This window comes from Streptomyces sp. NPDC089919 (genome assembly GCF_040684615.1).
Taxonomy (GTDB): domain Bacteria; phylum Actinomycetota; class Actinomycetes; order Streptomycetales; family Streptomycetaceae; genus Streptomyces.
In genome coordinates this window covers 20,039-33,537 of record NZ_JBFBGK010000096.1, presented here as the reverse complement: position 1 = coordinate 33,537, position 13,499 = coordinate 20,039, and the positions used below count along the sequence as shown (strand labels likewise).

General features: G+C 72.6%; 13 protein-coding genes. 6 read left to right on the top strand and 7 right to left on the bottom strand.

Translation table 11 applies throughout. The features are described from left to right. Window positions 1-190: 190 nt before the first annotated feature. On the bottom strand, window positions 191-1,045 hold the full coding sequence (locus AB0O40_RS29620; RefSeq protein ID WP_365048097.1) for a DMT family transporter: 855 nt from the start codon (window positions 1,043-1,045) through the stop codon (window positions 191-193). 142 nt (window positions 1,046-1,187) lie between these two features. Between AB0O40_RS29620 and AB0O40_RS29615 the strand changes: the two genes are divergently transcribed. Then, the gene (locus tag AB0O40_RS29615; RefSeq protein WP_365048095.1) at window positions 1,188-2,282 is read left to right on the top strand and encodes an AI-2E family transporter; all 1,095 of its coding nucleotides are present in this window, start codon (window positions 1,188-1,190) and stop codon (window positions 2,280-2,282) included. Here AB0O40_RS29615 and AB0O40_RS29610 read toward each other — a convergent pair. Genes AB0O40_RS29610 through AB0O40_RS29600 form a run of 3 tightly spaced genes read right to left on the bottom strand, consistent with a single transcriptional unit; the run spans window position 2,279 to window position 4,539 of the window. Beyond that, window positions 2,279-3,121, bottom strand: coding sequence for a GNAT family N-acetyltransferase (locus tag AB0O40_RS29610; RefSeq protein WP_365048094.1), 843 nt, complete (start codon window positions 3,119-3,121; stop codon window positions 2,279-2,281). The two genes, AB0O40_RS29615 and AB0O40_RS29610, sit on opposite strands and share 4 nt — an antisense overlap. 55 nt (window positions 3,122-3,176) lie before the next feature. Beyond that, complete coding sequence (locus tag AB0O40_RS29605) at window positions 3,177-3,461, bottom strand: protealysin inhibitor emfourin (RefSeq protein WP_365048093.1); 285 nt, start codon at window positions 3,459-3,461, stop codon at window positions 3,177-3,179. 10 nt (window positions 3,462-3,471) lie between these two features. Beyond that, window positions 3,472-4,539, bottom strand: a complete 1,068-nt coding sequence (locus tag AB0O40_RS29600; protein ID WP_365048092.1) for a M4 family metallopeptidase — start codon at window positions 4,537-4,539, stop codon at window positions 3,472-3,474. A gap of 380 nt (window positions 4,540-4,919) precedes the next feature. On the opposite strand from AB0O40_RS29600, the gene leuA reads away from it, so the two are divergent. From leuA to AB0O40_RS29575, 5 genes are all read left to right on the top strand, one after another. Then, window positions 4,920-6,683: a 2-isopropylmalate synthase gene (gene leuA / locus AB0O40_RS29595; protein ID WP_365048091.1), complete on the top strand. Its 1,764-nt coding sequence runs from the start codon at window positions 4,920-4,922 to the stop codon at window positions 6,681-6,683. Between the two features lie 177 nt (window positions 6,684-6,860). Then, window positions 6,861-7,544, top strand: a complete 684-nt coding sequence (locus tag AB0O40_RS29590; RefSeq protein ID WP_365048089.1) for a TerB family tellurite resistance protein — start codon at window positions 6,861-6,863, stop codon at window positions 7,542-7,544. Between the two features lie 558 nt (window positions 7,545-8,102). Next, window positions 8,103-9,539, top strand: a complete 1,437-nt coding sequence (locus tag AB0O40_RS29585) for a nucleobase:cation symporter-2 family protein (RefSeq protein ID WP_365048088.1) — start codon at window positions 8,103-8,105, stop codon at window positions 9,537-9,539. Between the two features lie 80 nt (window positions 9,540-9,619). Next, entirely contained in the window at window positions 9,620-10,366 is a 747-nt protein-coding gene (gene recO / locus AB0O40_RS29580; protein WP_365048086.1) for a DNA repair protein RecO, read from the top strand. Window positions 10,367-10,379: 13 nt separating this feature from the next. After that, a complete protein-coding gene (locus AB0O40_RS29575) occupies window positions 10,380-11,204 on the top strand; it encodes an isoprenyl transferase (protein ID WP_365048084.1) in 825 nt (274 codons plus the stop codon). A 78-nt stretch (window positions 11,205-11,282) separates the two neighbouring features. On the opposite strand, the gene AB0O40_RS29570 is transcribed toward AB0O40_RS29575, so the two are convergent. From AB0O40_RS29570 to AB0O40_RS29560, 3 genes are all read right to left on the bottom strand, one after another. Next, on the bottom strand, window positions 11,283-11,711 hold the full coding sequence (locus tag AB0O40_RS29570) for a transcriptional repressor (RefSeq protein ID WP_365048082.1): 429 nt from the start codon (window positions 11,709-11,711) through the stop codon (window positions 11,283-11,285). A gap of 101 nt (window positions 11,712-11,812) precedes the next feature. After that, window positions 11,813-12,679, bottom strand: coding sequence for a metal ABC transporter permease (locus tag AB0O40_RS29565; protein WP_365048080.1), 867 nt, complete (start codon window positions 12,677-12,679; stop codon window positions 11,813-11,815). Continuing rightward, window positions 12,679-13,479 carry a metal ABC transporter ATP-binding protein gene (locus tag AB0O40_RS29560; protein WP_365048100.1) on the bottom strand — a complete coding sequence of 267 codons (801 nt, stop codon included), beginning with the start codon at window positions 13,477-13,479 and terminating at the stop codon, window positions 12,679-12,681. The genes AB0O40_RS29565 and AB0O40_RS29560 overlap by 1 nt, the downstream gene beginning before the upstream one ends. Window positions 13,480-13,499 lie beyond the last annotated feature (20 nt).

Here is a 13,499-nt window from a genome sequence, read left to right as displayed (position 1 = left end):
GACGGGGTGTGGCAGGCTGGCTCGGAGGCAGGCCCGGGCCTGGGATCGCCGCAGGCGACGGCGGAGCCGCGAAGTCCCAGGGGTGGGCCTGCCGCAGGGCCTGCAGGCCACACCCCGTCAAGGGGCGAGGGCCCCCACACACCACGAACGGGACACCTGCGCCGTCACCCCCTGCCGGCATCCCCCGGCCTCACCCCGTCCGGACCCCGCTCCGCGCCAGCCCCACCACCCCCGCGACCACCACCGCCACCCCCAGCACCTGTGGCGCCAGCCACCAGCCCGCCCGCAGGTGCTCCTCGTACAGCGCCGTGCCCAGCAGCAGGCTGACGCCCGCGTCCCCGAGGGTGAGCGCCGGCTGGGAGGCGATCAGCGGGCCGCCCTGCATCGCGTGCTCCAGGAGCAGCAGCGCGCAGACCCCGGCCGCACCGAAGGCGTACGTCTGCCAGTCGGTCAGGAAGGCCCCGAGGCCGTCCTCCTGGAGCACGTGCACCGCCGACTTCATCAGGGCCGCGGTCAGCGCGTAGCAGATCGCCGTCGCCGCCCCCAGCGCCCCGGCCCGGGCCCGGCCCGGCGGCCGGCGCAGACCCGCCGCCGCCAGGGCCGCCGCCGCCACCGCGCAGCCGGCCAGCGCGGGGGCCCACCGGTCCGCCGGTACGTGCGTCCGGTTCCCGGCCGGCGAGGCCGCGAACAGCGCCACCCCCAGCCCGCCCACCACCGCCGCCACGGCCAGCCACTGCATGCCCGGCAGCCGGTGCCGGGCCGCCAGCGAGGCGATCAGCAGGGCCAGCGGCAGCTCCAGCACGAACAGCGGCTGCACCAGCGAGAGCGGCCCGGTGGCCAGCGCCACCGCCTGCCCCACCCCGGCGGCGATCACCGCGAGGATCCCCGCCAGCCACACCGGCCGGCGCAGCAGGTCCAGCACCAGGCCCGGCCGGAAGCCGGCGCTCTGCGGGACCGTCAGGGCCGCCCGCCGCTGCAGCACGGTGGCCGCCGCGTTGCTGAGGGCGGCGAACAGCGCGGCACACACCGGCAGCACCAACTCCATGCCCCGATCCTGCCGGGACCGGCGCCCGCTGCCGCCGCGGTGCGGCCATTCGCCGCTCCGCGGCACCCGACCGGACCCCCGGACGGGCGAAACCGGCCGCCGGAGCGTGGCCCGGCCGTCCCCGGGTGGTACCTCCACCGGCATGCAGCCCCAGGTGCCACCCCTCCTGCGCACGGCGGCGGCCTACGCCTGGCGGCTGCTGGTCGTCGGCGCGGCCGTCTACGGCGTCTTCATGGTGCTGGGCCGCTACCACGAGATCGGGGTGGCGATCTTCCTCGGCATGGTGATCACGGCCATGCTCCGGCCGCTGACCGGGCTGCTGGCCAGGCTGGTCCCGCGCGGGCTCGCGGTCGCGCTCGCGCTGCTCGGCAGCATCGTGGCGGTGCTCGGGGTGCTGGCCCTGGTCGGCGCGGCGGTGGCGGGCCAGAGCACGACCCTGGTCCGGGAGTTCCGCGACGGCGTCGACCGCATCCAGCGGTGGCTGGAGCAGCCGCCGTTCCGGCTCGACCCGCACGCCCTCGAGGACCTCCAGTCCAAGATCGGGGACTACCTCTCCAGCCACCGCTCCACCCTGCTGTCCACGGCGGTCAGCGGCGCCGGCCGGCTGGTGGAGGTGGGGACGGTCCTGGTGCTGGCGATCTTCACGTCCGTGTTCTTCATCCACGCCGGGGACCGGATGTGGCGCTGGTTCTGCGACCAGCTGCCGGAGCGGGGGCGCTGGCGCTGGGAGGTGGCCGGCCGGGCGGCCTGGCGGACCTTCACCGGCTACACGCACGGCATCGTCCTGGTGGCCGGCACCAATGCCGTCCTGGTCGGGGTGGCGCTGTTCTTCCTCGGCGTGCCCCTGGCGGTGCCGCTGGCCGTGCTGGAGTTCTTCGCGGCCTTCGTGCCCCTGCTGGGCTCCCCGGTGGCCCTGGCCGTCGCGGCGGTGGTCGCGCTGGCCGCGAAGGGGCCGCTGATCGCGGGGGTGGTGGTGGCCCTGATCGTGGTGATCGGCCAGATCGAGGGCCACCTGCTGCACCCGCTGGTGATGAGCTGGGCGGTACGGCTGCACCCGCTGGTGGTGGCCGTGTCGGTGATCGCCGGGGCCATCTCGGCGGGCGTCGTCGGCGCGGTGGTGGCGGTACCGCTGGTGTCGGTGTGCTGGTCGGTCCGGGTCGCCCTGCGCGCCGCCCGCACCCCGGGCCCGGCCGACCCGCTCCCGGAGCCCGGCCCGGAGCCCGGCCCGGAGGCCTAGGCCTCCAGCTCCGCGATCAGGGCCGTGCCCGTGCGGCGGAAGCCGGCGCGCTCGTAGATGCGGGCCACGTCCTCGTCGCCCGCGGAGAGGAAGACCGTACCGGCGCCGGCCGCGCGCGCCGCGGCGACCAGGGCCGCGGTGACGCCGAGGGCCAGGCCCTGGCGGCGGGCCGCCGGGAGGGTGCCCACGCCGACCACCTCGGCCACCTCGCCGGCCGGGTTGTACTGCCCCGAGCAGAGGACCACGCCGTCGCGGACCGCGGCCGCCAGGGCCGTGGTCCCGGCCGCCAGCTTCTGCGCGACGTACGCCCGGCGGGCCTCGCAGGCCGGGTCGGCCAGCTGCTGCGCGAGCTCGGCCGGCCCCGCCTCGCCCAGCGCGGTGCCGGGGGCGCCGAAGGCCAGCATCGGCACGGTCACCGCGGCCCGCAGCAGCGGGTCGTCGGCGCCGAACAGCCGGACCTCGGGGTGCGGCGGCAGCGGCTCGGCGGCGGGGTCCAGCACCATCAGCGGGTGGGCGTGCACCGGGATCCCGGCCGCCTCCACGGCGGCGCGCAGCCCGGGGGTGGTCTCGGCCACCCACTCGAAGGCCGCCGGGACCCCCAGCTCGCGCTGGCGCGCCAGTACCGTGCGCACGTCCGCCTCGGTCACCGGCCCGCCGCCGCCGAGGACGGGCCGGGCGTAGTACGCCCAGCCCTGCGGGTCCTCCTGCACGAAGAGGGTCAGCGGGCCGAAGTCCTCGGCGCGGGCGCCGCCCACCCGGGGCACCGAGTCGTAGTACCGCTCGATCCGGTCGAGGGGGTTGTCGCCGTCATGGCCGGCGCGGCCGTCGAGAGTCGTCACGCTGCCATGGAAACAAAGAACCCCAGCTCAGGCAGCACAATTTGCGGACCCGCGGTCAGGCCCCCTCCTTCAGCACGCGGGAGACCAGCTGGCGCTGGGCCTCGGTCAGGTGCGGATCGGCGCAGTGGACGGTCCGGCCGTCGACCGTGATCCGGTAGGCGAAGCCGTCCGGGACCACCCGGGGTACCTGCGCCGGGTCCGCCGGGCCGCCCGCGCCGGGGGACAGCGCCCGCTCCGCGAGCGCCGCCCACTCCTGCGCGTCCGGCCGGCCCTCGGTGTCCACCTCGGCCCGGCGCTCGATCCCGGCGAAACCGCCCGTCCGCTGCACTTCGATCCGCATAGGACGTGTACTACCGCTCCGCGGCGGCCGTCACACCCACCTGGGACCAGGCCTTCTGGACCGCCCCCAGCTCGTCCCCGTCCCCGAAGCGGGCCCGGGCGGCCTTCAGGGTCAGCGCCGCGAAGTCCGCGAAGTCGGCGGTCGGGGTGAGCTCCCCGCCGGTCAGGGTGTCGTACCAGATCTGCCCGGCCCGCTCCCAGGCGTTGCCGCCGAGGGCGGCGGCGACCAGGTAGAAGGCGTGGTTGGGGATGCCCGAGTTGATGTGCACGCCGCCGTTGTCGCGGGAGGTGCGGACGTAGTCGTCCATGGTCGCGGGCTGCGGGTCCTTGCCGAGCACGTCGTCGTCGTAGGCCGTGCCGGGCGCCTTCATGGAGCGCAGCGCCTCGCCCTGCACGTCCGGTGCGAAGAGGCCGGCGCCGATCAGCCAGTCGGCCCGGTCAGCGCTCTGGCCGAGCGAGTACTGCTTGATCAGCGAGCCGAAGACGTCGGACATGGACTCGTTGAGCGCGCCGGACTGGCCGTAGTACTCCAGCCCGGCGGTGTACTGGGTGACGCCGTGGGTGAGCTCGTGGCCGATGACGTCCACCGGCAGGGTGAAGTCGAGGAAGATCTCGCCGTCGCCGTCGCCGAACACCATCTGCTCGCCGTTCCAGAAGGCGTTGCCGTAGTTCGTGTCGTAGTGGACGCTCGCCACCAGCGGCAGGCCCTGGCCGTCGATGGAGTTCCGGCCGTAGAACTTCGCGTACAGGTCGAAGGTGGCGCCCAGCCCGGCGAAGGCGCGGTTGACCGGGGCGTCCTGCACCGGGCCGTCGCTCTCGCCGCGGACCTTGCGGCCGGGCAGGGTGGTGCGGTGGCCGCAGTCGTGGATGGTCCGGTCCGGCTTCGGGGCGGCCCCGGCCGGCGGCTCGGTGATCCCCGGCCCGATCCAGGCGGTCAGCCGGCGGGTGGTGCGGTGGCCGGAGTCGGCGATCAGCGTGCGCCGCGCCGCCTCGGCCACGCCCGGGTCGTCGGCGGTCGCCAGCTTGTCGAGCAGGTGGGGCGGGACGATCGTGCAGAAGACGGGATGAGAGGCAGTCATGCCCGGCAATGTGGCACTGGGTCATGACGCTGTCACTACCCGCGACCATGATTCATTCGCACGTCTCAAAGCCGGCGCACCACCTTGACGGAACATCCGGACCTTCCGGGAGGAGTAAGCGGCCTACATCACATTTCGGACATCTCGGGCTGGCGGTCCCGCATACTGGAACGACCGTCCCGCCCACGGCGTGGCTCGGCTAGGCTGCGGCACATCATGCGTTTCGGGCTGCTTCTCCTTAGCTGCCGCGGCGAGGGCCTGTAGTCGTAGGCCGACCCCCTCCCCGCGGAGTCTGGTGTTGCCCCGTACTCACCACTGAGGCAGTACGACTCGTCGGCCGTATCCACCGGATTTCGCGGACATACGAGGAGCCCTACGCCATGACGCAGCACGCTTTCGCCGGTCGCCCCACCCCGATCACCAACGCGACGCACACGCAGCAGCCGTCGGGGATGCCCGTCCACAAGTACGGCAGCTACGAGCAGGTGGACATCGCCGACCGGACCTGGCCGAACGCCCGGATCACCAAGGCCCCGCGCTGGCTGTCCACCGACCTGCGGGACGGCAACCAGGCCCTGATCGACCCGATGAGCCCGGCCCGCAAGCGCGAGATGTTCGACCTGCTGGTGCGCCTGGGCTACAAGGAGATCGAGGTCGGCTTCCCGTCCTCCGGCGAGACCGACTTCAACTTCGTGCGCTCCATCATCGAAGAGGGCGCGGTCCCGGACGACGTCACCATCTCCGTACTGACCCAGGCCCGCGAGGACCTGATCGAGCGGACCGTGGAGTCCCTGCGCGGCGCCAAGCGCGCCACCGTGCACCTGTACAACGCCACCGCGCCGACCTTCCGCCGGGTCGTCTTCCGCGGCTCGAAGGACGACATCAAGCAGATCGCCGTGGACGGCACCCGCCTGGTGATGGAGTACGCCGAGAAGATCCTGGGCGACGAGACGGTCTTCGGCTACCAGTACAGCCCCGAGATCTTCACCGACACCGAGCTGGACTTCGCCCTGGAGGTCTGCGAGGCGGTCTGCGACGTCTGGCAGCCCGGCCCGGGCCGCGAGATCATCCTGAACCTGCCCGCCACCGTGGAGCGTTCGACGCCCTCCACCCACGCGGACCGCTTCGAGTGGATGTCCCGCAACCTGACCCGACGCCCGTACGTCTGCCTGTCCGTGCACCCGCACAACGACCGCGGCACCGCCGTCGCCGCCGCCGAGCTGGCGATCATGGCCGGCGCCGACCGCATCGAGGGCTGCCTGTTCGGCCAGGGCGAGCGCACCGGCAACGTCGACCTGGTCACCCTGGGCATGAACCTGTTCTCGCAGGGCGTGGACCCGCAGATCGACTTCTCGCAGATCGACGAGATCCGCCGCACCTCCGAGTACTGCAACCAGATGGAGGTCCACCCGCGCCACCCCTACGCGGGCGACCTGGTCTACACCGCCTTCTCCGGCTCCCACCAGGACGCCATCAAGAAGGGCTTCGACGCCATGGAGGCCGACGCGGCCGCCCGGGGCGTGACCGTGGACGACATCGAGTGGGCGGTCCCGTACCTGCCGATCGACCCGAAGGACGTGGGCCGCTCCTACGAGGCGGTCATCCGGGTCAACTCGCAGTCCGGCAAGGGCGGCATCGCGTACGTCCTGAAGAACGACCACAAGCTGGACCTGCCGCGCCGGATGCAGATCGAGTTCTCCCGGATCATCCAGGCCAAGACCGACGCCGAGGGCGGCGAGGTCACGCCGAAGGCGATCTGGTCCGTCTTCCAGGACGAGTACCTGCCCAACCCCGAGAACCCGTGGGGCCGCATCCAGCTGCGCTCGGGCCAGTCGACCACCGACAAGGACGGCATCGACACGCTGACCGTCGACGCCGTCGTGGACGGCGTGCCCACCACCCTGCAGGGCAGCGGCAACGGTCCGATCTCGGCCTTCTTCGACGCGCTGGCCGCGACCGGGGTGGACGCCCGCCTGCTGGACTACACGGAGCACACGATGAGCGAGGGCGCCTCCGCGCAGGCCGCCTCGTACATCGAGTGCGCCATCGACGGCCGCGTGCTCTGGGGAATCGGCATCGACGCCAACACCACGCGCGCCTCGCTGAAGGCCGTCATCTCGGCGGTCAACCGCGCCGGCCGCTGATCCGACCCGCTCGGGTGAACCCCGTTCCTCCTCCGGGAGGGGCGGGGTTCGGCCAACTCTCGGCCAACTCCCGTACGGGCGGGGGAGATGTCTTGTCACAGGACTGCCCTCCCCCGACCCGTGTGGCTAACATCACGCCAACGCCGCGATGTTGCGGTGGGGTTACGGAGGTGGGACGTGCCTGTGCGGGGTGCCAACGGCCGGAAGATCACACTGTGGGGTGTCCGTACCGCCTGGAGCACCGTCGGCGACGGCGAGTTCTTCTGCCCCGGCTGCGGCGGTGACCGCAACTACCGCCGCCGCACGGGCCGCCGGCGGCTGGCCGTGCTGGGCCTGCCCGTGCTGCCGCGCGGCAGCGCCGGGCCGGTGGCCGAGTGCGCCGCCTGCGGCCGGCGCTACGGCACCGAGGTGCTGGACCACCCCACCACCACCCGCTTCTCCGCGATGCTGCGGGACGCCGTGCACACCGTCGCCCTGGCGGTGCTGGCCGCGGGCGGCGCCTGCGCCAGGACGGCCCTGGAGGCCGCTGTGAGCGCCGTGCGCACCGCCGGCTTCGAGGACTGCACCGAGGAGCAGCTGGCGGCCCTGGTGGACGCGCTGGCCGCCGACACGGGCCGGCTCACCGCGGACCTGATGGGCGCCGCGCTCTCCATCGAGCTGCACGAGGCGCTGGAGCCGCTGGCGCCCCACCTGGCTCCGGCGGGCCGTGAGTCGATCCTGCTCCAGGGCGCTCGTATCGCGCTCGCGGACGGGCCGTACACGCCCGCCGAGCGGGACGTCCTGGCGACGATCGGCGGGGCCCTGCGGCTGGCCGCCGACGACGTGGCCCGGCTGCTGACGGCCGCGCGCACGCCCTCCTGACACCCCGGCGTGGGCGCCCCGGGCGCCCGCGCCCCATCGGGCCCGGTATCTACGCGTGTTGACCGCGCTGCTCCGTGTAACGATTTCGCGTCGCGGGCCTCGGAGGGGGTCTGCGCGGTGGCTCGGAACGGCTTGATAACGAGCTTGGGGACGGCGCCCGCCTGCGGCTTCACAAGGCATTCACAGTGCGTTCGACTTTGCGTGGCGAGAAGTCACCCCCGGCTGGTCAGCGGCCTGCCGACGGGCCCGGCTTCACGACCGCGCACCGCAACCGCGCCGCTCGGAGCGGGTCCCGGCCATAACTCCCGCGCTTCCCGGCCGCCATTGGGCGAAGCCCCAAAGCCTGGTTCCCCCTGCCTCAACAATTTGTAGCAGTCCACGATGTCCGTGAGGCCCCTCACAGGCGTTTGATTCCGGTCACACGACGAGACTGCGCCGGTAACGCGGCGACGCTTCGATTCCACGTGAAAGCACTGCCAACCCTGCCCGCCAGAGTCGCCGGACCAGGGATAACCAGATCTCCTCTCATTTACCTACCTCTTGAAGGGCAAGGCAGAGATGGCACGTGTCGCCGCCCGGCTTTCCGCCAACGGAGAGCAGAGCACGCACCCGGTCGACGAGGTGCTCCCCCTTCCCCAGCTCGCGCTCTACGGCTTCCAGCACGTACTGGCGTTCTACGCGGGAGCGGTGATCGTCCCGATCATCGTCGGTGGTGCTCTGGGACTCACCACGGAACAGCTGGTCTACCTGATCAACGCAGACCTCTTCACCTGCGGAATCGCCTCCATCGTCCAGGCCTGGGGCATCGGCCGGGTCGGCGCGCGGCTGCCGCTGATCCAGGGCGTGACCTTCACCGCGGTCTCCCCGATGATCGCCATCGGCCTCGGCGCCGGCGGCAAGACCGCGGGCCTCCTGGTCATCTACGGAGCCGTGATCACCGCGGGCCTCGCGACCTTCGCGTTCGCCTGGCTGCCGCCCGCCGCCTTCCGCGCGGTGATGCGGCTCTTCCCGCCGGTGGTCACCGGCACGGTCATCACGGTGCTCGGCATCGTGCTGATCCCGGTCGGCCTCAACGACGCGGCGGGCGGCCTCGGCAGCCCCGACTTCGGCGACCCGAAGAACTTCGCCTACGCCGGCGGCACGATGCTCTTCATCCTGGTCCTGATGAAGCTCGGCAAGCCCTTCCTGTCCAGCATCGCGATCCTGCTGGGCCTGGTCGGCGGCACCGTCCTCGCCTTCGTCCTGGGCGACGCCAAGTTCGGCGGCGTGGGCGACGCCGACTGGATCGGCATCACCACCCCCTTCCACTACGGGGCGCCGAAGTTCCAGTGGTTCCCGATCCTGCTGATGCTCATCGTCATGCTGATCACCATGGTCGAGACGACCGGTGACACCTACGCCGTCGGCGACATCGTCGGCAAGGAGGTCGACAGCGAGACCGTCGCCCGCGCGCTGCGCGCCGACGGCGCCGCCACCGCCCTCGGCGGCATCCTCAACTCCTTCCCGTACGTGGCCTTCGCCGAGAACGTCGGGCTGGTGCGGATGACCAAGGTCAAGAGCCGGTTCGTGGTGGTCGCCGCGGGCGTCTTCATGATCGTCCTGGGCATGCTGCCCAAGGCCGCGGCCGTCGTCGCCGCCGTCCCGCACGCCGTCCTCGGCGGCGCCGCCACCGTGATGTTCGCGATGGTCGCCCTGGCCGGTATCCAGACGCTGGCCAAGGTCGACCTCAAGGAGGAGAAGAACGCGCTGGTCGTCGGCGTCTCGCTGGCCTTCGCCCTGCTCCCGGCCACCGTCCCGGTGCTCTTCAAGGAGCACATGGACGCCGACCTGTCCTCGCTGCTCAACAGCGGTGTCACGCTCGGCGCCTCGGCCGCCATCGTGCTCAACCTGATCTTCAACGGGCTGGGCCGGGCCACCGAGCCGCCCCCGGCAGTCATCCCGGCGCAGACGGCCGAGGCCGCCGACGGCGAAGCCGCCCCGGCCCCGACCGCCTAGAACCTCCCAAGGGGTGCCCCCGGCCGGACCAGCTCCCCCGGCCGGGGCCACTGCCGTGCGGCGTACGGGACAATGGGCGCATGAGTCTGTTCCGCGACGACGGCATCGTGCTGCGCACCCAGAAGCTGGGCGAGGCGGACCGGATCATCACGATCCTGACCCGCGGCCACGGCCGGATCCGGGCGGTGGCCCGCGGCGTGCGCCGCACCAAGTCGAAGTTCGGCGCCCGGCTGGAGCCCTTCTCCCACGTCGACGTGCAGTTCTTCGCCCGCGGCAGCGAGCTCGTCGGCCGGGGCCTGCCGCTGTGCACCCAGACCGAGATCATCGCGCCGTACGGCGGCGGCATCGTCACCGACTACGGCCGCTACACCGCCGGCACCGCGATGCTCGAGACCGCCGAGCGCTTCACCGACCAGGAGGGCGAGCCGGCCGTCCAGCAGTACCTGCTGCTGGTCGGCGCGCTGCGGACGCTGTCCCGGGGCGAACACGAGCCCAACCTGATCCTCGACGCCTTCCTGCTGCGCTCGCTGGCCGTCAACGGCTACGCCCCCAGCTTCGAGGACTGCGCGAAGTGCGGCATCCACGGCCCCAACCGGCACTTCTCCGTCTCGGCCGGCGGGGTGGTCTGCGGGGACTGCCGGGTCGCCGGCAGCGTCGTACCCTCTGCGGAGGCCGTCGGTCTGCTCAGCGCGCTGCTGACGGGCGACTGGGCCACCGCGGACGCGTGCGAGCCGCGGCACGTCAGGGAGGGCAGCGGGCTGGTCTCGGCCTACCTCCACTGGCACCTGGAGCGCGGGCTACGCTCCTTGCGTTACGTAGAGAAATGAGGAGCGAGGCGACATGGCACGACGCGGGATTCTGGGGCGGCCCCGCCGCGAGTACGTCCTTCCCGAACCGCACCCCTCCGGTGCGCGTCCGCCGAAGATCCCCGGCGAGCTGGTCCCGAACCACGTCGCGATCGTGATGGACGGCAACGGCCGGTGGGCCAAGGAGCGCGGGCTGCCCCGCACCGAGGGCCACAAGGTCGGCGAGGGCGTGGTCCTCGACGTGCTCAAGGGCTGCCTGGAGATGGGCGTCAAGAACCTCTCCCTCTACGCCTTCTCCACGGAGAACTGGAAGCGTTCGCCCGAAGAGGTCCGCTTCCTCATGAACTTCAACCGGGACGTCATCCGCCGCCGCCGCGACGAGATGAACGAGCTCGGCATCCGCATCCGCTGGACGGGCCGGATGCCCAAGATGTGGAAGTCCGTGGTCCAGGAGCTCCAGGTCGCCCAGGAGCAGACCGTCGACAACGATGCGATGACCCTGTACTTCTGCGTCAACTACGGCGGCCGCGCGGAGATCGCGGACGCCGCGCAGGCCATCGCCCGGGACGTGGCGGCCGGCCGGCTCGACCCGTCGAAGGTCAACGAGAAGACCTTCGCGAAGTACATGTACTACCCGGACATGCCCGACGTGGACCTCTTCCTGAGGCCCAGCGGCGAGCAGCGCACCTCGAACTACCTGATCTGGCAGAGCGCCTACGCCGAGATGGTCTACCAGGACGTGCTGTGGCCCGACTTCGACCGCCGCGACCTGTGGCGGGCCTGCCTGGAATACGCCCAGCGCGACCGCCGCTTCGGCGGCGCCCTCCCCAACGAGGTCCCGGGCCAGGGCGCCCGCTGACCGTCCCGTACACGCCCGTGGGGCGGCCCGCCGGAGGACCGGCGGGCCGCCCCACGGGCGTATCGGGAGGGGGCCGGCTCAGCCGGCGGCGGCGCAGTCGGCGCAGGTGCCGAAGATCTCGACGGTGTGGGCGACGTTGACGAAGCCGTGCTCCGAGGCGATCGCCTCGGCCCACTTCTCGACGGCCGGGCCCTCCACCTCCACGGCCTTGCCGCAGGACCGGCAGACCAGGTGGTGGTGGTGCTCGCCGGTGGAGCAGCGCCGGTAGACGGCCTCGCCGTCGCTGGTGCGCAGCACGTCGACCTCGCCCGCGTCGGCGAGGGACTGGAGCGTGCGGTAGACGGTGGTCAGCCCCACCGAGTCACCCCGGTGCTTGAGCATGTCGTGCAGCTCCTGGGCACTGCGGAACTCGTCCACCTCGTCCAGCGCCGCCGCCACGGCGGCACGCTGCCGGGTGGATCGTCCTCGTACTGGCGCGGCGTTCGTCCCGCCAGGCGCAGTCGCCACCGTGTCCTCCTCGTGTCGGGGCCTCGGGTCATTGTGCCAGGCCGGGCTCCGGCCGGACCGCCCCGGCGAAGGGTCTCGTCACCTTCGGGCGGCCCGGTTGTTCACACCTTCACATCGTCTCTCGTGCACACCTCGTCCGCGGCGTGCGCGGCCCGGGCCCGCCGCCGGGCCAGTGGCGCCGAGACCAGCGAGAGCACCAGGAAGACCCCGATCGCCAGCAGCACGATCGCGGCGCCCGAGGGGGCGTTGACGTAGTACGTGGCGACCGTGCCGGAGAGCGAGACGGTCAGGCTGATCCCGATGGCCAGCACCAGGGTGGCCATGAAGCCGCGGGTGAGCCGCTGGGCGGCGGCGACCGGGATCACCATCATCGCGCTCACCAGCAGCAGGCCCACGATGCGCATCGCGACCGTGACGGTCACCGCGGCGGTGACCGCGATCAGCAGGTTCAGCGCCCGCACCGGCAGCCCGGTGACCTTGGCGAACTCCTCGTCCTGGCAGACCGCGAAGAGCTGCCGGCGCAGGCCCAGGGTCACCGCGATCACCGCGGCCGCGAGGACCGCGATCGCCGTGACGTCCTCGGGGGCGACGGTGGTGATCGAGCCGAACATGTAGCCCAGCAGGTTGGACGTGGAGCCGCCCGGCGCGAGGTTGACGATCATGACGCCGCCCGCCATGCCGCCGTAGAAGAGCACCGCCAGGGCGATGTCCCCGCTGGTCCTGCCACGGGAGCGGATCAGCTCCATGCCGACCGCGCCGACCACGGCGACCAGGGTGGCCATCCACACCGGGCTGCTCTGGAGCAGGAAGCCGAGCGCCACACCCGTCATCGCGACATGGCCGATGCCGTCGCCCATGACCGCCTGCCGGCGCTGCACGAGGTACGTGCCGATGGCCGGGGCCGTGATGCCGACCAGTGCGGCGGCGATCAGCGCCCGCTGCATGAAGGCGTCTTCGAGGAATTCCATCAGCTCAGCAGTCCCGTCCGCAGGGGCTCGGCGTCGTGCGCCGCGTGGGGGTGTACGTGGTCGTGGCCGGGCAGCGCGTGCTGGCCCACGGCCTCCGGCGGCGGTCCGTCGTGGACCACGCAGCCGTCCCGCAGGACGACGGCCCGGTCGATCAGGGGCTCCAGCGGCCCCAGCTCGTGCAGCACGAGCAGGACCGTGGCGCCGGCGGCCACCTGGGTGCGCAGGGCGTTCGCCAGCACCTCCTGGTTGGCCAGGTCCACGCCCGCCATCGGCTCGTCCATGATCAGCAGTTCGGGCTCGACGGCCAGCGCGCGGGCGATCAGCACCCGCTGGTGCTGGCCCCCGGAGAGGGCGTTCACCGAGGACTCGGCGTACGCCAGCATGTCGACCAGGTCCAGCGCCCGGTCCACGGCCGCCCGGTCCGCCTTGCGCGGCAGGCCGAAGCGGGAGCGGGCCAGCCGGCCCGCGGAGACCACCTCGCGGACCGTGGCGGGCACCCCGCTGGCCGCGGTGGTGCGCTGCGGTACGTACCCGATCCGGGACCAGGAGCGGAACCGCTTGAAGGGGGTGCCGAAGAGGGCCAGCTCGCCGCCGCTGAGCGGCACCTGGCCCACGATGGAGCGGACGGCGGTGGACTTGCCGGATCCGTTCGCCCCGAGCAGGGCGACGACCTCACCGCGCCGGACGGTGAGGTCGACTCCGCGCATCACGGTGCGCGAGCCGAGCGAGGCCGTGGCCCCGCGCAGGGATATGACGGGGTGGTCCGCTTCCGCGGCCGTCGTGGACGCCTTCGGCTCCATGGCGTGCGCCTCCGTGGCTG